The organism is Moellerella wisconsensis ATCC 35017, from assembly GCF_001294465.1.
GTDB classification, from domain to species: domain Bacteria; phylum Pseudomonadota; class Gammaproteobacteria; order Enterobacterales; family Enterobacteriaceae; genus Moellerella; species Moellerella wisconsensis.
On the sequence record NZ_LGAA01000018.1, the window covers coordinates 275,680 to 296,769 of the forward strand.

The 21,090-nt window shown below is 39.3% G+C and carries 20 protein-coding genes; 11 read left to right on the forward strand and 9 right to left on the reverse strand.

Translation table 11 applies throughout. The features are described from left to right. The first annotated feature begins 150 nt into the window (after positions 1–150). From M992_RS09340 to oppF, 6 genes are all read left to right on the forward strand, one after another. Positions 151–795, forward strand: a complete 645-nt coding sequence (locus tag M992_RS09340; RefSeq protein ID WP_047256191.1) for a YchE family NAAT transporter — start codon at positions 151–153, stop codon at positions 793–795. Positions 796–1,653: 858 nt separating this feature from the next. Then, positions 1,654–3,294, forward strand: a complete 1,641-nt coding sequence (oppA, locus tag M992_RS09345) for an oligopeptide ABC transporter substrate-binding protein OppA (protein WP_053908270.1) — start codon at positions 1,654–1,656, stop codon at positions 3,292–3,294. Positions 3,295–3,452: 158 nt separating this feature from the next. After that, entirely contained in the window at positions 3,453–4,373 is a 921-nt protein-coding gene (gene oppB / locus M992_RS09350; RefSeq protein WP_053908271.1) for an oligopeptide ABC transporter permease OppB, read from the forward strand. Between the two features lie 13 nt (positions 4,374–4,386). Further along, positions 4,387–5,295 (forward strand): oligopeptide ABC transporter permease OppC, encoded by a 909-nt coding sequence (oppC, locus tag M992_RS09355; protein WP_053908272.1) that lies wholly within the window; start codon positions 4,387–4,389, stop codon positions 5,293–5,295. 10 nt (positions 5,296–5,305) lie between these two features. After that, entirely contained in the window at positions 5,306–6,292 is a 987-nt protein-coding gene (gene oppD, locus M992_RS09360) for an ABC transporter ATP-binding protein (protein ID WP_053908273.1), read from the forward strand. Then, positions 6,289–7,290 carry a murein tripeptide/oligopeptide ABC transporter ATP binding protein OppF gene (gene oppF / locus M992_RS09365; protein ID WP_053908274.1) on the forward strand — a complete coding sequence of 334 codons (1,002 nt, stop codon included), beginning with the start codon at positions 6,289–6,291 and terminating at the stop codon, positions 7,288–7,290. The genes oppD and oppF overlap by 4 nt, the downstream gene beginning before the upstream one ends. Positions 7,291–7,392: 102 nt before the next feature. On the opposite strand, the gene M992_RS09370 is transcribed toward oppF, so the two are convergent. Next, complete coding sequence (locus tag M992_RS09370) at positions 7,393–7,725, reverse strand: HI1450 family dsDNA-mimic protein (protein WP_047256185.1); 333 nt, start codon at positions 7,723–7,725, stop codon at positions 7,393–7,395. Positions 7,726–7,763: 38 nt separating this feature from the next. Then, a complete protein-coding gene (cls, locus tag M992_RS09375) occupies positions 7,764–9,224 on the reverse strand; it encodes a cardiolipin synthase (protein ID WP_053908275.1) in 1,461 nt (486 codons plus the stop codon). Between the two features lie 388 nt (positions 9,225–9,612). Between cls and M992_RS15080 the strand changes: the two genes are divergently transcribed. Next, positions 9,613–9,786, forward strand: coding sequence for a YciY family protein (locus M992_RS15080; RefSeq protein ID WP_134473676.1), 174 nt, complete (start codon positions 9,613–9,615; stop codon positions 9,784–9,786). 130 nt (positions 9,787–9,916) lie between these two features. After that, positions 9,917–10,654 (forward strand): TonB family protein, encoded by a 738-nt coding sequence (locus tag M992_RS09380; protein ID WP_053908276.1) that lies wholly within the window; start codon positions 9,917–9,919, stop codon positions 10,652–10,654. A gap of 102 nt (positions 10,655–10,756) precedes the next feature. Here the strand turns inward: M992_RS09380 and yciA are convergent, their stop codons facing one another. Then, complete coding sequence (gene yciA, locus M992_RS09385; protein ID WP_053908277.1) at positions 10,757–11,182, reverse strand: acyl-CoA thioester hydrolase YciA; 426 nt, start codon at positions 11,180–11,182, stop codon at positions 10,757–10,759. 506 nt (positions 11,183–11,688) lie between these two features. Between yciA and M992_RS09390 the strand changes: the two genes are divergently transcribed. Then, positions 11,689–11,877 (forward strand): YqaE/Pmp3 family membrane protein, encoded by a 189-nt coding sequence (locus M992_RS09390; protein ID WP_047256180.1) that lies wholly within the window; start codon positions 11,689–11,691, stop codon positions 11,875–11,877. A 186-nt stretch (positions 11,878–12,063) separates the two neighbouring features. Here M992_RS09390 and M992_RS09395 read toward each other — a convergent pair whose 3' ends face one another. Continuing rightward, complete coding sequence (locus tag M992_RS09395) at positions 12,064–12,603, reverse strand: septation protein A (RefSeq protein ID WP_053908278.1); 540 nt, start codon at positions 12,601–12,603, stop codon at positions 12,064–12,066. A gap of 339 nt (positions 12,604–12,942) precedes the next feature. On the opposite strand from M992_RS09395, the gene M992_RS09400 reads away from it, so the two are divergent. Beyond that, positions 12,943–14,691, forward strand: a complete 1,749-nt coding sequence (locus M992_RS09400; protein WP_053908279.1) for a SulP family inorganic anion transporter — start codon at positions 12,943–12,945, stop codon at positions 14,689–14,691. Between the two features lie 97 nt (positions 14,692–14,788). Here the strand turns inward: M992_RS09400 and M992_RS09405 are convergent, their stop codons facing one another. After that, positions 14,789–15,547: a YciC family protein gene (locus M992_RS09405; RefSeq protein ID WP_053908280.1), complete on the reverse strand. Its 759-nt coding sequence runs from the start codon at positions 15,545–15,547 to the stop codon at positions 14,789–14,791. Between the two features lie 469 nt (positions 15,548–16,016). Here M992_RS09405 and ompW point away from each other — a divergent pair, with 469 nt between their 5' ends. Beyond that, a complete protein-coding gene (gene ompW / locus M992_RS09410; RefSeq protein WP_047256176.1) occupies positions 16,017–16,652 on the forward strand; it encodes an outer membrane protein OmpW in 636 nt (211 codons plus the stop codon). A gap of 432 nt (positions 16,653–17,084) precedes the next feature. On the opposite strand, the gene M992_RS09415 is transcribed toward ompW, so the two are convergent. The 4 genes from M992_RS09415 to trpCF all read right to left on the reverse strand — a co-directional run bounded on the left by M992_RS09415 (position 17,085) and on the right by trpCF (position 21,089). Then, on the reverse strand, positions 17,085–17,354 hold the full coding sequence (locus tag M992_RS09415; protein WP_390892497.1) for a BON domain-containing protein: 270 nt from the start codon (positions 17,352–17,354) through the stop codon (positions 17,085–17,087). Between the two features lie 348 nt (positions 17,355–17,702). After that, positions 17,703–18,509, reverse strand: a complete 807-nt coding sequence (trpA, locus tag M992_RS09420) for a tryptophan synthase subunit alpha (protein WP_053908281.1) — start codon at positions 18,507–18,509, stop codon at positions 17,703–17,705. Next, positions 18,509–19,699: a tryptophan synthase subunit beta gene (trpB, locus tag M992_RS09425; protein ID WP_053908282.1), complete on the reverse strand. Its 1,191-nt coding sequence runs from the start codon at positions 19,697–19,699 to the stop codon at positions 18,509–18,511. Before trpB ends, trpA begins: the two co-directional genes overlap by 1 nt. A gap of 16 nt (positions 19,700–19,715) precedes the next feature. Further along, positions 19,716–21,089, reverse strand: coding sequence for a bifunctional indole-3-glycerol-phosphate synthase TrpC/phosphoribosylanthranilate isomerase TrpF (trpCF, locus tag M992_RS09430; RefSeq protein WP_053908283.1), 1,374 nt, complete (start codon positions 21,087–21,089; stop codon positions 19,716–19,718). Between the last annotated feature and the right edge of the window lies 1 nt (position 21,090).

Here is a 21,090-nt window from a genome sequence, read left to right on the forward strand (position 1 = left end):
AAGCTTACGGACAGAAGTGTAAATAAAAATAGCAGACATTATAGAGATAAGTTACATTACCGTCCTTCGCGTGAAAGCATCAGTAGATTCTACTTCTATTATCACAAAATTACGTATCACAAAATTAAGACTTACAGAGGATGGTTATTCGTGGGCTCAGCATTACTAGATTTGTCAGGTTACATTAAATTCTTTATTGGGTTATTTGCCTTAGTTAACCCAGTAGGGGTATTACCTGTTTTTATCAGCATGACCAACTATCAAACGATTGCGGATAGAAATAAAACAAATTTAGTCGCTAACGGTTCAGTCGCTATTATTTTGTGTATTTCTTTATTAGTCGGCGATTTAATTCTTAAATTATTTGGTGTATCTATTGATTCGTTCCGGATTGCTGGTGGGATATTGATTGTTACTATTGCTATGTCGATGATTAATGGGAAATTAGGCGAAGATAAACAGAATAAACAAGAAAAATCAGAATCTGCTATCCGTGAAAGTGTCGGCGTAGTTCCTTTGGCGTTGCCATTAATGGCAGGCCCCGGAGCGATTAGTTCATCAATTGTTTGGGCGTCACGCTGGCAAGGGTGGCAAAATTTTTTAGGTCTGGCACTGACCTGTATTATTTTTGCTTTTTGTTGTTGGTTATTATTTCGTTCTGCATCCTTATTAGTGCGTTTTTTGGGGCAGACCGGTATTAACGTCATTACCCGTATTATGGGATTGTTATTGATGGCTCTGGGTATTGAGTTTATTGTCACTGGGATTAAAGCTATTTTTCCCGGCTTATTATAAATATTCGTGCTATGGCTATTGCCTCTATATTGATCTCCTGCTGCGTTTCAATCTCTAGCTAGAGCTAGAGCTAGAGCGTAGTACGGAGAAACCCCCTTTGCGTACTTATTTTATTAATAACTGAACATTAATAATGAATAATCGTTGAATTCCTATTACTTTATTTTTATTGCATCTGATAGAAGATCCTCGCCATATCACCTCAGTGTGATATTTCATTATGTTTTAATCACTTATTTTAATGATTTTTTATTTCCTGCCTTTTAATTCTTTGTCTTTTAATTTCCCTGCTTTTAATTTTTACCGTCAACGAGCATTTTTTTATGTTGCTTGTCTAGGGTAAACAGAAAGATTAAATAGGGTACTTTTTTATAAATTAAGGGGAATATCTTACAAATGTGTGATGAATGTAAATTTTCACACTAAATAATTTGTATTATGTTAATAAATTGTTTATTTTCGATTTAATGACTTAAGAAATGAAAGCACATTAATTTATATATTTAGCCTTTAAATATCATATACATAATCACATTTTTGAGGGTTATAACGTTTATTTAGTCACTAATAACGAACGGGAAGGTTAGCAGCGATTAATTTTTGATTAATCAACTGAATTTTATCATTGGCATATTATTTAGAGACTAAAACTTGGCTCGGATAGCTGTTCTGATTGAGATGAAGATAATAACGGCTTAATTCTATCATGATTTAATGGTTATACCGGAAACGGGTTAATCGATTTTTATATAATAAAATTTTTAATCACAGTGAGTTATCGTCACTTATTAATCATAAAAATGAACCTGAACAACACATCACCACTTCAACGGCAGTTTATTTATTGGGAGTAATGAGATGATAAAAAATATTAATAAAACCTGTGTGGCTCTAGCGGTTTCTGCTTCAATATTGGCGGCAACACAGGGAGCAACATTTGCGGCCAATGTTTCTGAAGGGGTGCAATTAGCTGAAAAACAAAATTTAGTACGTAATAACGGTTCTGAGCCTCAGTCATTAGATCCACATAAAATAGAAGGTGTACCGGAAGCCAGTTTAGCGCGTGATTTGTATGAGGGGATCACTATTGTTGGACCTGATGGGGAAATATTACCGGGTTCTGCGATTAGTTGGGAAAATAAAGATTTTACCCAGTGGACATTTAATATTCGCGAGGGCGCAAAATGGTCCAATGGTGACCCTGTAACGGCAGGGGATTTTGTTTATAGCTGGCAACGATTAGCTAGCCCTGATACCGCATCACCTTACGCAAGCTATTTACAATATGCTCATATTGAAAATATTGATGATGTTATTGTTGGGAAGAAAAAACCTACCGAATTAGGGGTTAAAGCTCTTGATGATCATACTCTAGTCGTGACGTTAAGTGAGGCCGTACCTTATCTACCCAAATTATTAGCTCATTCTTCTATGTCCCCCGTGAATAAAAAAACTATCGAGAAATACGGTGCTAAATGGACTCAACCAGCTAATTTTGTCGGAAATGGAGCCTATAAACTCAAAGATTGGACAGTTAACGAGCGAATTGTGTTAGCGCGTAATCCTAACTATTGGAATAATGATAAAACCGTCATTGATCAAGTGACATTCTTACCTATCTCTTCTGAAGTAACCGATGTTAATCGCTATCGCAGCGGTGAAATTGATATGACTTACAGTAATTTGCCGATAGAACAATTTAAATCGCTGCAAAAAAATATGCCGAATGAATTAAAAATTAATCCATATTTATGCACTTATTATTATGAAATTAATAATGAGAAACCGCCATTTGATAATCCTAAAGTACGAGAAGCGCTTAAATTATCCATGGATAGAGATACCATAACTTATAAAGTTAAAGCTCAAGGGGATATTCCGGCCTATGGTTTTACGCCTCCGTTTACCGATGGAATGGAGAGTGAAAAACCGGATTGGTATCAAAATATGGATCAGCAACAGCGGAATGATAAAGCCAAACAATTGCTGGCAGAAGCAGGCTATAATGAATCTAATCCATTGAAATTTAATTTATTATATAACACCTCGGATTTACATAAACGTATTGCTATCGCCGCGGCTTCAATGTGGAAAAAGAATTTAGGCGCGGATGTTAAATTAGAGAACCAAGAATGGAAAACGTTCTTAGACACTCGTCACCAAGGAACATACGACGTAGCGCGTGCAGGATGGTGTGCGGATTATAATGAACCATCGTCTTTCTTGAATATGTTGTTGTCATACAGCAGTAACAATACGGTACATTATAAAAATAAACAGTACGATGCGTTAATTAAAGAAACGTTACGGGCTAAAACGGATAATGAACGTGCTAAGTTATATCAACAAGCTGAGAAATTAGTCGATCAAGACTCGGCGATTGTCCCACTATATTATTATGTAAATACACGCTTGGTTAAACCGTATGTAGGTGGATACAGCGGTAAAGATCCTTTAGATAATCTACATACCAAAGATTTATATATTATCAAAAAATAATAAGATGCTGATCATTGTTCATATTGCTGCCACTGAGCCACATCAATTTATTTATGGTGGCAGCAATATAGAGATCATAGCGATAATAGAAAGTCCAAATAATGGATGACCACAGTATAAATTATCACTCTGAATAAGTTATTCAGTAGGAAGGGGCAATGTTAAAGTTTATTATTCGCCGGTTACTTGAGGCGATACCGACATTATTTATTTTGATTACTATTTCATTTTTTATGATGCGCTTAGCACCGGGAAGCCCATTTACCGGGGAGCGAAAGTTACCACCAGAAGTTATGGCGAATATTGAAGCGAAATATCATTTAAATGATCCCATCTATAAACAATACTTTTCTTATTTGGCCCAATTATCTCAAGGTGATTTTGGTCCTTCCTTTAAATATAAAGATTACAGCGTTAATGAGTTAGTCGCGAAAGCTTTTCCGGTATCGGCAAAACTTGGCGCGACGGCTTTTTTGGTGGCGGTTCTGTTTGGCGTTTCTGCGGGAGTAATCGCAGCACTTAATCAAAATACTAAATGGGACTTTACGGTGATGGGATTCGCAATGACGGGGGTAGTTATTCCCAGTTTTGTGGTAGCGCCATTATTGGTCCTCATTTTTGCCATTCAGCTGAAGTGGTTACCCGGCGGGGGCTGGGATGGCGGTGCGGCTAAAAATATGATTTTGCCAATGGTGGCTTTATCCTTAGCTTATATTGCCAGCATTTCGCGTATTACGCGCGGCTCAATGATTGAAGTCATGCACTCTAATTTTATTCGTACTGCTCGTGCTAAAGGGTTACCGCTCAGAACAATTGTTTTACGTCATGCGCTTAAGCCAGCATTATTACCGGTATTATCCTATATGGGACCGGCATTTGTCGGGATTATTACCGGTTCGATGGTCGTAGAAACGATTTTTGGCTTACCAGGAATCGGTCAGTTATTCGTTAATGGTGCGCTTAATCGGGATTATTCACTGGTACTGAGTTTAACCATTTTGGTCGGGGTGTTAACCATCGCCTTTAATGCGATTGTTGATGTGTTATATGCGGTGATTGACCCGAAAATTCGTTACTGATCTGGAGTAAGCTATGTTACTACATTCAAAAAACAGCGATGCTCTGGAAAGTTTCTCCGAGCAGCTCGATATTGAAGGGCGCAGTTTGTGGCAAGATGCACGTCGGCGATTTATTAATAATAAAGCCGCGTTAGCCAGTGTATGTCTGTTATTTCTAATCACTCTATTTGTAATTTTTGCCCCAATGTTATCACCATTTCTTTATGATGATACCGACTGGGATATGATGTCGATGCCACCAGATTTTGCCAGTGGACACTATTTTGGTACAGATGCCTCCGGGCGTGATTTGCTAGTTCGTGTAGCCATAGGGGGACGAATTTCATTAATGGTGGGCGTTGCTGCGGCATTTGTTGCCGTCATTGTGGGCACATTGTACGGCTCACTATCGGGTTATTTAGGGGGTAAAATCGACTCTTTGATGATGCGTTTACTCGAGATCCTTAACTCTTTCCCATTTATGTTTTTTGTTATTTTATTAGTCACTGTATTTGGACAGAATATTTTACTTATTTTTGTGGCCATCGGAATGGTTTCTTGGTTGGATATGGCTCGTATCGTACGGGGTCAAACGTTGGGCTTAAAGCGTAAAGAGTTTATTGAAGCAGCGTTGGTGGGTGGGGTTAAAACTCGGCAAATTATCTTGCGTCACATTGTCCCCAATGTGCTCGGGGTGGTAGTGGTATACGCCTCTTTGCTAGTTCCAAGTATGATTTTATTTGAATCCTTTCTCAGTTTTCTGGGATTAGGCACCCAAGAACCCTTAAGCAGCTGGGGGGCATTGTTAAGCGACGGCGCTAACTCAATGGAAGTCACTCCATGGTTATTATTAATTCCGGCAGCGTTTTTGGTGACCACCTTATTCTGCTTTAATTTTATTGGCGATGGCTTGCGTGATGCCCTCGACCCGAAAGATCGCTAAGGGGATAATAATGAACAATATACAGCCCACATCATTGCTTTCAGTCAAAGAGCTAAATGTTGAATTTACGACACCCGACGGTCAAGTTACTGCCGTTAATCGTCTTAATTTTGAACTTAACGCGGGAGAAACCTTAGGGATCGTCGGTGAGTCAGGCTCAGGAAAATCTCAAACCGCTTTTGCCTTAATGGGGCTATTAGCTAAAAATGGTAAAGTCAGTGGCTCGGCACAGTTCAACGGACGCGAAATTTTGCATCTTAGCGAAAAACACCTTAATCGTATGCGAGCTGAAGAAATTTCAATGATTTTCCAAGATCCCATGACGTCATTGAATCCTTATTTAAAAATTGGTACCCAGTTGTCTGAAGTATTGCGTTTGCATAAGGGCATGAGTAAGCAGCAGGCGTATGAAGGATCTGTGCGTATGCTTGACGCGGTGAAAATGCCCGAGGCTCGCAAGCGGATGGAGATGTATCCACATGAATTTTCAGGTGGTATGCGCCAACGCGTTATGATTGCTATGGCGTTATTATGTCAGCCAAAATTATTAATTGCCGATGAACCAACTACCGCATTAGATGTGACGGTACAAGCACAGATTATGATATTGCTTAATGAGCTAAAACATGAATTTAACACATCAATTATTCTAATAACTCATGATTTAGGCGTTGTGGCGGGAGTTTGTGATAAAGTTTTAGTCATGTATGCCGGACGTACCATGGAGTATGGTACTGCACGTGACGTATTTTATCAGCCTTCCCATCCGTATTCTATTGGTTTACTTGAAGCGGTACCGCGTTTAGACGGTAACAGTGAAATTTTAGCTACTATTCCTGGTAATCCTCCGAATCTGTTACGTTTACCTAAAGGTTGCCCATTTGGTCCTCGATGTCAATTTGCTTATGATAGATGCCACCAGCATGAGCCAACGTTACAAGCATTCTCACAAAATAGATTACGAGCGTGCTTTAAGCACGTTGAGGAGTTGGCATGATCCCGTTAGAACAGCGCCAAGTATTATTAGAAGTTGACGATCTAAAAGTTCATTTCGCGATAAAAGATCATAAACAGTGGTTTTGGCAAGCCGATAAATCACTGAAAGCTGTCGATGGGGTGACACTGCGACTTTACGAAGGTGAAACCTTAGGTGTCGTGGGGGAATCCGGCTGTGGTAAATCCACATTAGCTCGCGCTATCATTGGCTTAGTGAAAGCTTCAGGGGGGGCAGTCAGTTGGTTAGGGCGCGATTTATTAGGCATGAATGCCCAACAATGGCGAGAAGTACGCAGCGATATTCAAATGATTTTTCAAGATCCTTTGGCCTCATTGAACCCAAGAATGACGATTGGCGATATTATTGCTGAGCCACTAAAAACTTATTTCCCGAAAATGAAATCAGCTGAAATCGAGGACAAAGTAAAAAATATTATGATGAGAGTTGGGTTATTACCCAATCTGATTAATCGTTATCCGCATGAATTTTCTGGCGGTCAATGTCAGCGAATTGGTATTGCCCGGGCATTGATTTTAGAGCCTAAACTGATTATTTGCGATGAGCCTGTATCGGCACTGGATGTGTCAATTCAGGCGCAAGTTGTTAATTTATTACAGCAATTACAGCGTGAAATGGGGCTATCATTAATTTTTATTGCTCATGATTTAGCCGTAGTAAAACATATTTCAGATAGAGTGTTAGTGATGTATTTGGGGCATGCCGTCGAACTTGGCACTTATGATCAGGTATATAATTCACCGCTGCATCCTTACACCAAAGCGTTGATGTCTGCGGTACCGGTCCCAGATCCTGATAAAGAACGTAATAAATCAATCGAATTGCTAGAAGGTGAGCTACCTTCGCCAATCAATCCACCTTCAGGTTGTGTTTTTCGTACGCGATGTCCGTTGGCCGACGACGAATGTGGTAGAACTAAACCATTGCTAGAAGGCAGTTTTAAGCATGCGGTCTCATGTTTGAAAATCGATCCATTATAATTTAGCCAGTGAAGAGACAAATAAACTAGGTCTGTATAGAATAGCCCGAGTTTTTCTATTTTTAATTGTAATATTAATAAGTTATCGCAGTAACTCGGGCAATTACTGACGCCAAATAATATGTGAAAATGGCTGTGATAAGTCTCGGCTTATTAAAATACGAGCGAAAATATCTTTTAGTTCGGCATCTTCATCTTCCGCCAGCCCAATCACTACTTCACAGAAACGTTGACTATCAATCTCTCGGTTTAATTGCTGCTGCCAATCTTCGCTCACATCGATAACTTCTGCCGCGCCACACTGTTCAAATTGCAAACTAAAAATAATTTGATCTGCCGGCTCTAAGTGCTCGCTGGCACCTTCCAGAAATAAGTCGTACGCGATTTCTAAGGCATCATCTTCAGTAATTAATTGATTGCTAACAGAACTATTCATCTTGGTTAACACCTTAACTAGTTAGAGTAACGGACAAGTTAGAGTAACGGACTAAAGAAATAACATAAACGTTCCACAATACGATTCCAGAATGGGCGTTGTTCCCACTCTTCAAGCTCCAAGCGGGTAGAACGTGCAATATAATCATATTGAACGATGGTGAGATCGCTACCAAATACTTTGTCATCGATAACGACAGTAATTTCAAAATTGAGCCATAAACTGCGCATATCTAAATTAACCGAGCCGACAAGACTTAATTCGCCATCAACTAATACGCTTTTAGTATGCAATAAACCATCTTCGAATTGATAAATTTTAACGCCGGACTCTAATAATTCAGTGTAGAACGATCGACTTGCCCAGCGCACTAAAAATGAATCATTTTGCCGTGGCATAATAATACTGACATCGACGCCACGCATTGCTGCTGTGCATATGGCATGCATTAAATCATCACTAGGCACAAAATAAGGTGTGGTAAATATCAACTGTTTGCGTGCCGAGAAAATAGCGGTCATTAATGATTGCTGGATAAGCTCATCGGGAAAGCCCGGGCCGGAGGCAATAACTTGGGTCGTATGACCGTCATCACGCTCAAACGGCATAATATTGGTATCTGGCGGCGGCGGTAACATACGTTGTCCCGTTTCCATCTCCCAGTCAAAAGCGTATACAATCCCTAACGTTGTGCTGACTGGCCCTTCCATGCGCACCAAAACATCAATCCATTGCCCGACGCCCGCATCTTGTTTAAAGTAGCGTGGATCAACCATATTCATACTGCCGGTATAAGAAATATAATTATCAATTAAGATAATTTTACGGTGCTGGCGTAAGTCCATTCGACGTAGGAAAAAACGCCACAAGCTAACTTTCAATGACTCGATAAACTCGATGCCTGCTTGACGCATTTGGTCAGGATAGGGGCCGCGGAAAAAGTGCCAACTGCCCGCAGAGTCAACCATAACTCGGCATTTAACGCCACGTTTTGCAGCGTTGATTAAGGCCTCTGTGACACCATCGACTAAGCCTCCCGGTTGCCAGATATAAAACACCATTTCAATTGAATGACTGGCATTATTAATATCATTAACAATGGCTTTTAGTGATTCCTCACAGGTTGTCATTAATTGAATACGATTGCCTTTAACCCCAGCAATTCCTTGGCGTTTTTCACATAGTTGGAACAGAGGTTCAGCAACAGCGCTATTTTCGGTAGCAAAGATATGTTTAGAATGCCGCAATCCTTCTAGCCAGGTCGCGACAGAAGGCCACATTTGTTGCGCTTTTGCTACCCGTCGTTTGCCCAGATGTAATTCGCCAAAGGCGATATAAGCAATAATCCCAACTAATGGCAGAATATAGATAATTAATAACCACGTCATGGCGGAGGTGACAGGACGACGCTTCACCAATACTCGCACTGTAACAGCGGCAATTAATAGCCAATAAAGGAAAAAGAATAACCAACTCAATAGGGTATACACTGTTGTCATACTAAGATGCTAACCTCGGGGGACGAAAAGTGAAGTGGATGAACATCATCACAGTAAAATGATAATCAACGATTTATACCGATGCTGGCTAAATTTAACAAATATTTAGATTAAAAGCTGCGAAAATGAGTAAATAATTTAATAAAAGTTACCGCTATCATTTTATGATTTCATTTTTTAATAAAAATACCATTTTCAACTATTGTTTTTGGCACTTGTTTTTAATATTAGTTTTTGGCACTAAATGACTTAAAGATAAATAATTTAATCTATCGAATCAACGTGAATTGAAAACTTATCTCATCCCCTTGGATCCCTAGTTTAAAGGTCTATAATATTGCAACAAAATATTATCATCCATATTTTCTTGAGAATTTAAGGGTAAAAGATGAGACGCAGTCGTAATGAAGTCGGTCGTTGGAGAATGTTAAGACAAGCTACTCGCCGTCGTCGCCGTTGGCTAGAAGGACAGTCGCGACGTAATTTACATATCTACGCAATGCGTAAGATAGATATTTATAAAAGCCGTCGTTCGCTGTTATTTACTGAATGGAAAGAATGAGTTTAAGCCATAATTTTGGCACAATAATAAGATTGAATGATAATCCTTATTGAATATGATTGCTATTTGCATTTAAACTATAGCCCATGATGTTTCACGAATAATTTCGGCAGTAGGATAAAATTAGGCTATGCGTTGTATTCGTTGGATTTTTATTATTGTGCTTTCATTAGCTCTGCATGCAGGGTTAGCTATGGCGTGGATGTTTAATCAGCCCAAAGTTACGCCTCCCCCTGAACCCATGACTATCGCCATGCTAGCGTTTGAATCACCTGAGCCAGCTGCCGAGTCAGCCTCATCATCTGCTGCGGTGGAGCCAGAACCTGAGCCAGAGCCCGAACCTGTGACACCGCCACCCCCGAGAGTTAAACCGGCGATTGCGATTGCAGAAAAAAAACCTGAAGTAAAACCAAAACCGAAGCCAAAACCAAAAAAAGAACAAAAACGAGAGAAAAAACAGCCTATTAAGCCGATTGAAAACAAGTTAGCAGATAAAAACACCCCGTCGCTTGAGTCTCTAAACAGCGGTAAACCGGCAGCGCAAACGGTAAAAACGGATAACCAAGGAAGTACAAATTCGTCAAGTAGTGGTGCTCGTGGGCCTAAAGCCTTACGTCGACAAGCCCCTAGTTATCCTGATAGGGCACGCCGTCTGGGTAAAGAAGGGGTGGTGAAAGTTCGTTATGATATCGATACTGACGGGCGAATTACCAATGTAGAAATTATTGAAGCTACGCCTAAAGGATTATTTGAGCGTGAAGTCAAGCGAGCCATGAACCGTTGGTTATACGAGCAAAAACCACAACCGACAACCGGTAAAATTGTTGAAATACGGTTTAAAATTGACGGAACTGTTAGCCAAATATAAGCCAATAAAAAATACCGGTGTTTTAATATTAAAAACACCGGTATTTTTTCATCTATCTATCAAACCAAACATGAATTCAAATATGAATTAAATTACTTGCCATCAAGTTGATAAACCTGAACCTTCTAAGACAAAATTACGTTTCTCAGGCGGTAATAAACGTGGTTTGTTTTCATCATTAATAGCTACATAGGTAAAGGTTGCCTCAGTCGCTCGATAACGCTGGCCAACGGGTTCTGTAGATACTTTCTTTACCCAGACTTCAATATTGACTGTAATTGAACTGTTTCCCGTTTTTAGACAGCGAGCGTAACAGCACACTACATCACCGACAGAGACCGATTTTTGAAACTCAATGCCATTCACTGCCACAGTAACCACACGGCCTAATGCAATTTCTTTAGCCAGAATCGCGCCCCCGATATCCATTTGTGACATTAACCAGCCACCAAAAATATCACCATTCGCATTGGTATCTGCGGGCATGGCAAGTGTCCGAAGTACTAACTCTCCATTCGGTAAATGCATATATCACTCTTTTCAATAAAATGATGGTAGTAATAAAATTATGGCTTGCGCCATCCTAGGTATCACATTATAAGATTAATTATAATTAATGATGCTGTTAACTATTTTGCAGATAATCATCTATATCGGCAGGCATTTATTCAGCAACTTATTTCTAATTCAATTTGGTTATTCGATAATGATAAACTAGAATAATAGCTAGCGTCATCACTTTTACGCTTAAAAACTATCTAAATAGGCCCGTTTATAGTTTGTTATTACAGTAGTGAATCATGCGATCATACCGTGAAGAAGGATCTATTTATTTATGGTTATGCAAAGATAGATAAAAAAGTGTGCTTAGCGTTGCTGTTTAATCACTAATCTGGTTACTATAGTGATTAAATCTGACCTATTTATTAAGCTATTTTAATTAAAACCCCATGATTTTAATCAACTCTCTCTATTGGTCGAGGTCGATGAAGCACCTAAGAGGGATTGAATGGATAAACAGAGGTTAAGTGATTATGAGATTATTGCTGGCAATATTATTACCGTGGCTACAATTTTTCACTATTGGTCGTCCTTTTGCGGGTATTATCTGCCTGATTTTACAAGTTACCTTAATTGGCTGGATCCCCGCGGCTATTTGGTCAGTTTACGCGCTCTCTCAATATAAAACCGATGAAAAAATCCGCCGAGCATTAGGCCGATAATCTACTATTTATTGCACCTATTTCTGATACATAAAAAAACACCTGCATTGGCAGGTGTTTTTTTATCGCGTGAATTATTTCATTAAGGCAGTTAATCATAAAGCTAATCATGTTAATTAATAGATTTAAGTAAAATTAGACTAGCTCTATTGCGGTTAACAACGTCAGTATAGGTTGAAATAAAAATTATTTATTGGCTTCTTTAGGCATATATTTATAGATATAAACCACTGAAAGTACCGTAAATAGTAAGGTGGCGGCGGTTAACCCGAATACTTTAAAATTGATCCAAATATCTTCTGAAAGCCAAAATGCGACATAAACATTTACCAGCGCACAGACGATAAAAAACAGTGACCAAGCGATATTGAGTTTAGTCCAAACAAATGGCGGCAATGTTAGTTCTTTACCTAGCATTCGTTGAATGAGGGGTTTATCAGTAAACCACTGGCTGCCAAGTAAGGCTAAAGCAAAAATTCCATAAATAATGGTGACCTTCCATTTGATAAAGACCGCATCATGGAAAAAAATAGTCAAGGCACCGACAACCATCACTACGCCTGCAGTAATTTTGGCACTTTTTTCAATTTTTTTATACATCAAGTACGTGACAAGCATAGCTAATGCCGTCGCAATCATTAAAGCGCCGGTAGCATAAAAGATATCCACTTTTTTATATACGATAAAGAAAATAATGAGTGGGATGAATTCAATCAGTTGCTTCATATTAGTTGTTTCCGATCCATTGTTGTAAGTCATTTAGCCATCAAACGATCGTGATAAGCTAAGATCATTGATTATGGCTAATTCCATCATATGTTTGCATCGTTGCGGTGCAAATAGCGCTTAACTGTTGGTGTTACAAATTATTCTGGCTATCTTAGCGTAATTTAGGGCGAATGTTAAAACTTTGCGTGTAATTAGGCGATAAAATCAATCCAAATGTAATCAACTTAGCACCAATGCCAGTTTATCTGGCCGTGATGCTAGCTTAAGTTATGTGCTTCGGATATAACTTAAGGAACGATGGAGTTAACTGACTAATTGAGTAGGGAATTTTCAATTATGCTAAAGGCGAGGTTATTTAATTGGGCGCCCGGAATAAAAGTATTAGCACAATACAATAAAGACTATCTTAGTGCGGATATTAAAGCGGGTTTGTCGGTAGCGGCTGTGGCATTACCGGTGGCGATTGCCTATGCTGAACTAATGGGAATTAATGCCATAATTGGTCTTTATGCTTGTATATTGCCGATGATTGCCTACGCATTATTTGGTACTTCGCGCCAACTAATTATTGGTCCTGATGCAGCAACTTGTGCTGTCATTGCAGCAGCAGTAACTCCTTTGGCGATGGGGGATGAAAATTTACGTTGGCAATTAATTATCGTCATGAGTTTAATGACCGGATTTTGGTGTATTCTAGCGGCACGTTTTCATTTGGGGGCATTTGCCGATTTTTTATCTAAGCCGATTTTACAGGGATTATTAAATGGCGTTGCGTTGACGATTATTGTCAGTCAATTAGGTAAAGTATTTGGTATTCATCATTTACCTTCAGCATTTATAGAGCGTTTGGTTGCTCTCCCTCAGTTACTGCATATTGCACATATTCCTACAGTCATTGTGGCGCTATTAACTTTAGCTATCACCATAGTTATTAAACGATTTCGTAGTAAATGGCCATCATTACTCATTGCGATGTTACTAGCAACATTAATCAGTATGTTGATGGATTTTACTCAGTATAAAATCGAAATTGTCGGATTTCTGGGCGAGGGTTTACCTTCAATACCGATGCCAGACTTTCCTCCAGGACTGATCCGTGAGTTAATTATTCCCTCGTTAAACTTAGCGGTGATAAGTTTTGTCAGTTTTATGATGACGGCACGCAGTTTTGCTAGTAAAAATGGTTATCAAGTCGATGCAGATCAAGAGTTAAGGGCATTAGGGATAGCCAATATGGCTTCGGTATTATCGCAAGGTTTTGCGGTTAGTGCGGCAAGTAGTCGTACCGCGGTCAATGATATGATGGGTGGTAAAACTCAAATGGTCTCGGTTATCGCTGCGCTGACTATCTTATTAGTTTTGCTCTTTTTAACTAATTTTCTAAGCTATATACCATTACCTGCATTAGGCATGGTATTAATGATTTCAACTTGGTCATTATTAAGTTTTCGCCAAATTTGGTCGATACGAAAGCGTAATAGAGAAGCTTTCACTTTAGCTATTTTTACCTTATTTTCTGTATTAGTCGCTGGGCTAATAACCGGAATTGGGTTAGCGGTATTATTAGGACTATTACAGTTTATTCGAGTTATTTTTCGGCCAACAGATCAGTTATTAGGTACTGATTTTCAGGGGATGATCCATTCAATAGCCGATGATAATCATATTCACTCACCTGAAGGTGTTTTAATTTATCGTTTTAACTCGCCTTTGACCTATTTTAATGTCAATTATTTTAAAGAACGACTGCATAAACACCTGGATAATCAACCTAAGCGCCCAGCTTGGGTGATTGTCGATGCAGCCGTTAGTTTTACTCATAACGATATCAGTGTTTTCTCAGCATTGAATGAAATCGTAACCAGCCTAAAAGCCAAAGGCGTGACATTGGTGCTGGCGGGCAGACGTACATCAATTAATCGCTGGCTAGAACAGAACAAAATAAATCGTTGTGATGATGATTTGCTGGTGGTTCCGGATATATATTTTGCTATTCGTCTGATACAAAGTAAGCAATTAAGTCAGCAGAAAGAGAAACAAAATACAGTAATTACGCCAGAAATAGGGGAAATAAAGAAAGATTAGATAGGGGGCGATAATGCCTATTTGTTGGATAAATTTGGCGGCCAGCAGAGATTATTTATCTACGCTGACCGTCAAAAATTTTATCATGTTAGTACGATCATGCCTGCGGTGGTTGCACCAGCATATATAAGCGGAAAAAGTAAATTAGCACAAATGCGGCGATAATATTATTAATAAAGAAAGATAGCCCATTGATAATAATATCAGGCAGTGGGATATGCCCTAAAAGTAACCCAACCAACATTTGGCTAGCCATCCAAATTAAAATCATCGGTAAAATAATTCGCCAATTAGCATAGGCTAGTTTCCAACTCCGAGCCATTGCACTGAATGGATTAACTTTTTCGGTCATTAAAATCGATGGTGCTAATGAAAATCCAATGGCTAAAATCACACCAGGTAAGATCATTACTGCGGTGCCTAACTGGATCAATAATGAACAAACTAATAACAATATAAACATGCTGACTAATTTGCCGCTTGATTGTAACAGCGCTTGCAGCCCGCTAACTTCCTCACCTTTAGATAAAGCCAGAATATAGGATAGTGTACCAGAAACCAATAATAAGCTGCCTAGGGTAATTGATAAAATTAGGCCAAAAGAAACCCGCAAAATGCTACTTTTATCTTGGTCTGATAATTCTTTAATCCATTCTTGTAGTCCTGCATTACCTGATTCTGCCAACTTATTTTGTGCTTCGAAGACGACGGCAATCATCTCTTTATTGGGGATCATCAAATAATAGATAACGACACTAACCACGGTGGCGAGAAGCGATATCGTGAGAAGGCCATTCAGTTGATTTTTGAAAAAATTGACGCTATCACGGATAAGTGAATTGGCCGTAATGGACATGAAACTGCTCCTAATCTATGGGCTGCATAACAATTGGGCGCAATTGTAACTGACTCTGGCTTGAGAAGGTAGTAGCAGAGGCGAAAAGTCGGTGAGTTTGTAGAAAAATACACCGTGAAATGTGGATAGCTAAATTTATGATAATTAATCAATACTCGGATAATTATGCCATCAATAAAGATAGGTTTATCAATAAACAAATTTATCTGTGATTAATTTGTACAAATAATTTTTCATTAGATGATTAAAACATCAAAAAAAATAAATTGTCTCTATAGGAATTATCTATTTTTAGCTTAACCATAAAAAATTGATTTACATCAAAAATAAAAAATACATCAATGGAATAATAATTGAAAATTGACGGGATATGACTCTATTTATTAAAACTTGTGATCTTGATTAGATCATAAAATACAATTAAAGAGTATATTCCCCTAAGAATAAAAAACACAGGAATGGGATGATAATGAAAAAATTAGCGGCAATCGTATTAGCGGCGGCAACTATTGCGCCAAGTATTTCTTTCGCTCACCAAGAAGGTGATTTTATTTTCCGTGCTGGGACGGCAACTGTACGTCCAAATGCAGGGTCTGAAAATGTATTAGGATTAGGTTCTTTTGATGCTAATAATAATACTCAGCTTGGCCTGACTTTTGGTTATATGGTAACCGATAATATTGGTGTTGAATTATTAGCAGCAACGCCTTTCGAACATAAAATCAGCTTGGGTAATCAGGGTGAGATTGCAACTGTTAATCATTTACCACCCACATTAATGGCACAGTATTACTTTGGTAATAAACAAGACAAATTACGTCCTTATTTAGGTGCCGGTATTAACCATACGTTTTTCTTTGATGAGAAATTTAATGCTAATGGTAAATCAAAAGGATTAAGCGACTTAAGTCTGTCTAGCTCATGGGGCTTTGCAGCGCAGGCTGGTATGGATTATATGCTGGATGAAAACTGGATGCTGAATGCGTCACTGTGGTGGATTGATTTAGATACCGATGTTAAATTCAAAGCAGGTGACCAAAAAGTTAAGGTTGATACTCGCTTAGATCCATTCGTCTTCATGTTTGGTGTTGGCTATCGTTTCTAATTGATCCGCCGGTTATATTATTAGTGGTAATTCACGGGGCGTTCGCCCCGTTTTTTTATGTCTATTATTTCTTAATGATTATCTTCGCTCTATTTGCTTTGATACTAATTTTTTTGATATGTAAGGACAAGAAATAAACTAATAAGAAACAGAGAAAATGAAAAAGGTGATTAGAAAATAGATTCAAAATATAAATAACAATAAAATATAACAGGCATTTAAAATACACTTTTACTATAACTTAAAGCTGTATAGCAATCAGATATATAGTTTAAATTTAGATTAACATAAAAATTCTTTAAATGTATTTCAATAACCGTGTCTTCTCGACGGCGAATAAGTCTATTTATTGGATAACTTTGGCAATATAAAAAATCAGCTTCAATAGAAGCTGATTTTAAAGGATAGATCAATTTAATGATGGGCCAGTATTTAGCGTACTTTCATTGAATCAATAACACTTTGTACTCCGTTAACGCCGCGAGTAACTTGTATTGCGCGTTCTGCGGCATTTTTTGAGTTAACAAATCCGCTCAGTTGTACTCGACCTTTAAAGGTTTCGACACTGATTTGTGTAGATTTTAGATCTTTCTCGGCTAATAACGCAGATTTAACTTTCGTGGTGATCACAGAATCGTCAATATAGCCACCAGTGCCTTCTGTTTTTGCACTTGGTGCACAGGCAGAAAGTGCAACAGCCATAAATAATGCGATAAATACTGCAGTAACTGATTTGATTGCTTTCACCGTATCTCTCCTGAAATAGAATATTAATCAAATAAATCTTAGATAATCCAATATTTATTTTTGCTTAAACTTATACCTAGAGAACGAGGTATTTTATTTGCCTCTATATCAGTATTAATAAAAATTAGACAAAACACAAATTTATTGTTGCTTAATTAATCATTTTTAATAAATCAGCTGAAAATAAATACAAAAAAAGAGATAAAAAGTCCCAAGGGTAGGTAATGTCTTTAGATAGGAGATATCTAGAGAGCGATAGAATAATAATTATCTATTGCTCTCTATAACGAATATTCGATTGAATTATAATTGAGTTGCGGCTTTCATTTCGCGCACAAATTGAGTTAATGCGCTAAGCATACGTTGGGGATCCGCCAGATTATTGGCGATAATATTAACCACAGCAGAGCCAGAGATAGCACCGGCAGCCCCGTTATGTAAGGCTTCGCGCACTTGGCTAGGTTCAGAAATACCAAAGCCTTGTAACGCGGGAGCTACATTATATTGCTGAAGTTTATTTATTAGATGCGTTAATGGTTGCTCTGCTCGTTTTTCAGTACCCGTTACGCCAGCTCGCGATAATAAATAAGTATATCCCCGGCCATTATCTGCAATTTGCGCGATTAGCGATTCATCCGCATTCGGTGGGCAAACAAAAATCGGTGCCACATTATGTGCGATAGCCGCATCACGGAACGGTTGTGATTCAGACATCGGAACATCTGCCACTAATACCGAATCCACACCGGCTTGTTGACAGCGCTGATAAAAATTATCAATTCCACGACTAAAGACTAAATTTGCGTAAACTAATAAGCCAATCGGCATTTGTGGGTGCTTTTGGCGAATGCGAGTTAATAATTCAAAGCATAGGGTTGGGGTGATTTGGGCTTTAAATGCCCGCAAGTTAGCGGCTTGAATCGTCGGGCCATCGGCTAACGGATCGGAAAATGGAATACCAATTTCAAGCGCATCTGCACCGCCAGCGATTAAAGCATCTACGATGTCTAATGAGAGTTCAGCATCAGGGTCGCCCAGAGTGATAAATGGAACGAAAGCCCCTTGATTTTTCGCTTTCAATGACGCAAAAAGTTGTTGATAGCGTTCCATTAAATCTCTCCTTTTTGGGTTAAAATATCGTGCACCGTAAAGATATCTTTGTCACCACGACCGGAAAGATTGACAATTAGAATTTGCTCTTTTTTGGGTTCTAACTCAATCATTTTTAATGCGTAAGCCAGTGCATGTGACGATTCTAACGCCGGAATAATTCCTTCTTTGCGCGATAATAATTTAAAAGCATCTAATGCTTCATCATCGGTTACTGAGACGTATTCTGCACGTCCAATGCTGTTTAAATGTGCATGCTGTGGCCCAACGGAAGGAAAGTCTAATCCGGCTGAAATAGAATAAGACTCTTCAATTTGGCCTTCGGCTGTTTGCATCATGGGTGATTTCATCCCGAAGTAAATGCCGACACGGCCATGCTTTAATGGCGCACCATGCTGTCCTGTCTCGATACCTAATCCTGCGGGTTCAACACCAATTAATCGTACATCGGTTTCAGGAATAAATTCTGCGAACATGCCAATAGCATTGGAGCCGCCGCCAATACATGCCAGAACAGCATCAGGCAGTCGTCCTTCTCTTTGCAAAATTTGTTGCTTAGCTTCTTCGCCGATCATGCGTTGAAATTCGCGGACAATTGTCGGGTAAGGGTGTGGCCCAGCCGCAGTCCCTAATAGATAGTGCGCCTGTTGATAACTGCCAGACCAATCTCTTAATGCTTCGTTACACGCATCTTTTAAGGTGGATGAGCCACTATGAACAGGGATCACTTCTGCGCCCATTAAGCGCATCCGGAAGACATTAGGGGATTGACGTTCAACATCTTTTGCGCCCATATAAATCCGGCATTTCATGTCCAAAAGTGCGCAGGCTAATGCGGTAGCAACTCCATGTTGTCCCGCTCCAGTTTCAGCAATGATCTCGTTTTTACCCATCCGCTTGGCCAATAATGCTTGGCCAAGTACTTGGTTGGTTTTATGTGCGCCACCATGCAGCAGATCTTCGCGTTTTAAATACAATTTGGTGTTAGTGCCTCGGGTAAGATTACGGCACAAGGTAAGAGCTGTTGGTCTGCCGGCATAGTTTTTTAGCAGATCCTGAAATTCTTGCTGAAAAGAGGGATCATTTTGCGCATCGATAAATGCTTGTTCGAGTTCGTTGAGTGCAGGAATTAAGATCTCGGGAACATACTGTCCGCCGAATTCTCCGAAATAAGGATTTAATTTACTCATTATGCATCCATCCATTTTAAGACTGTAATAAGGTAAAAACATGTGCAATTTTTTGTGGATCTTTAATCCCCGGCGCGCTTTCTACACCTGAGTTAAAATCTAATCCATTGCAACAATAACCGGCGGCGCTCTGGCAGTTTTGTGCGTTCAATCCCCCAGCTATCATAATTCTGCATTGGCTGGTGGTCGGAATATTTGCCCAATCAAAGGGTTGACCGCTGCCACCCTGGCCGTTATCTAACAGAATTAAATCAATGTTATTAATATCATTAATGCTATCAAGATGGGCTAATTTTTTATCTGCCATATTATAGGCTTTCCAGATCTCACAATCTTCGGGGAGTTGAGTTCGTAACTGAGCTATAAATTTAGCATCTTCATTACCATGCAATTGAACCGCAGATAGGGCCAGGGTATGCGCCAAATGGGCAATAAAATCGACCGCTTGCTGCTGGAATACTCCTACATACTTTAAGGGGGCGGCATGAATAATTTGCTGTGCCTGTGACAACGTCACTTTACGCGGGGATGTATCGGCAAAAATAAGTCCGCCATAAGTGGCGCCAGATTGATAGGCAGCAAGGGCATCTTGCGCTCGGGTTAACCCACAAACTTTATGCTCGCCAATAATCAATTTTTTCAATGCTTGAGCTAAATCATCTTGAGACATCAATGCGCTACCGATTAAGAATCCGTTAGCAAATTGGCTTAATTGCTGAATATGTTGGTGTTGATAAATACCGGATTCGCTAATAATAAGAGTGTCTTCGGGCAGTTTGGGTGCCAATTGACGAGTACGATCCAAATTGATCGAGAGATCACGCAGATCGCGATTATTGATCCCCACAACTCGAGCATTGAGTTTAATCGCCCGGGCGACTTCTTCGTCACTAATAACTTCGGTTAATACACCCATATTTAATTGGTGTGCAACGGCAGCTAAGGCGATATATTGCTCATCATCCAGAACCGAAAGCATTAATAATATGGCATCTGCTTGGTGATAACGCGCCAGATAAATTTGATATTCATCGATGAAAAAATCTTTACATAACACCGGTTGATGCACTGCATCGCTGACTTGTTGCAGATAGGTAAAATCCCCTTGAAAGTATTTTTCATCGGTTAATACTGAAATTGCCGCTGCATAGGGTTGATAGGTTTTAGCGATAGTCGCAGGGTCGAAATCCGCGCGGATCAGCCCTTTAGAAGGCGAAGCTTTCTTGCATTCAAGAATAAATACGGGATGCTTAGCCTCAAGTGCTTGATAAAAATTTCGTTTTGCAGGGACTACCGCATCGATAAAACTGCTCAATGGTTGCAGGGCTTTACGCGCGATTAGCGCTTGACGTTTATCATTGACGATAGTGTGTAATATAGTTACTTTCATG

What these genes read in the sequence shown, in the direction of transcription:
- oppA (WP_053908270.1), top strand. Translation starts at nt 1,654, where the DNA reads ATGATAAAAAATATTAATAAAACCTGTGTGGCTCTAGCGGTTTCTGCT.
- oppB (WP_053908271.1), top strand. Translation starts at nt 3,453, where the DNA reads ATGTTAAAGTTTATTATTCGCCGGTTACTTGAGGCGATACCGACATTA.
- oppC (WP_053908272.1), top strand. Translation starts at nt 4,387, where the DNA reads ATGTTACTACATTCAAAAAACAGCGATGCTCTGGAAAGTTTCTCCGAG.
- oppD (WP_053908273.1), top strand. Translation starts at nt 5,306, where the DNA reads ATGAACAATATACAGCCCACATCATTGCTTTCAGTCAAAGAGCTAAAT.
- oppF (WP_053908274.1), top strand. Translation starts at nt 6,289, where the DNA reads ATGATCCCGTTAGAACAGCGCCAAGTATTATTAGAAGTTGACGATCTA.
- M992_RS09370 (WP_047256185.1), bottom strand. Translation starts at nt 7,725, where the DNA reads ATGAATAGTTCTGTTAGCAATCAATTAATTACTGAAGATGATGCCTTA.
- cls (WP_053908275.1), bottom strand. Translation starts at nt 9,224, where the DNA reads ATGACAACAGTGTATACCCTATTGAGTTGGTTATTCTTTTTCCTTTAT.
- M992_RS15080 (WP_134473676.1), top strand. Translation starts at nt 9,613, where the DNA reads ATGAGACGCAGTCGTAATGAAGTCGGTCGTTGGAGAATGTTAAGACAA.
- M992_RS09380 (WP_053908276.1), top strand. Translation starts at nt 9,917, where the DNA reads ATGCGTTGTATTCGTTGGATTTTTATTATTGTGCTTTCATTAGCTCTG.
- yciA (WP_053908277.1), bottom strand. Translation starts at nt 11,182, where the DNA reads ATGCATTTACCGAATGGAGAGTTAGTACTTCGGACACTTGCCATGCCC.
- M992_RS09390 (WP_047256180.1), top strand. Translation starts at nt 11,689, where the DNA reads ATGAGATTATTGCTGGCAATATTATTACCGTGGCTACAATTTTTCACT.
- M992_RS09395 (WP_053908278.1), bottom strand. Translation starts at nt 12,603, where the DNA reads ATGAAGCAACTGATTGAATTCATCCCACTCATTATTTTCTTTATCGTA.
- M992_RS09400 (WP_053908279.1), top strand. Translation starts at nt 12,943, where the DNA reads ATGCTAAAGGCGAGGTTATTTAATTGGGCGCCCGGAATAAAAGTATTA.
- M992_RS09405 (WP_053908280.1), bottom strand. Translation starts at nt 15,547, where the DNA reads ATGTCCATTACGGCCAATTCACTTATCCGTGATAGCGTCAATTTTTTC.
- ompW (WP_047256176.1), top strand. Translation starts at nt 16,017, where the DNA reads ATGAAAAAATTAGCGGCAATCGTATTAGCGGCGGCAACTATTGCGCCA.
- M992_RS09415 (WP_390892497.1), bottom strand. Translation starts at nt 17,354, where the DNA reads ATGGCTGTTGCACTTTCTGCCTGTGCACCAAGTGCAAAAACAGAAGGC.
- trpA (WP_053908281.1), bottom strand. Translation starts at nt 18,509, where the DNA reads ATGGAACGCTATCAACAACTTTTTGCGTCATTGAAAGCGAAAAATCAA.
- trpB (WP_053908282.1), bottom strand. Translation starts at nt 19,699, where the DNA reads ATGAGTAAATTAAATCCTTATTTCGGAGAATTCGGCGGACAGTATGTT.
- trpCF (WP_053908283.1), bottom strand. Translation starts at nt 21,089, where the DNA reads ATGAAAGTAACTATATTACACACTATCGTCAATGATAAACGTCAAGCG.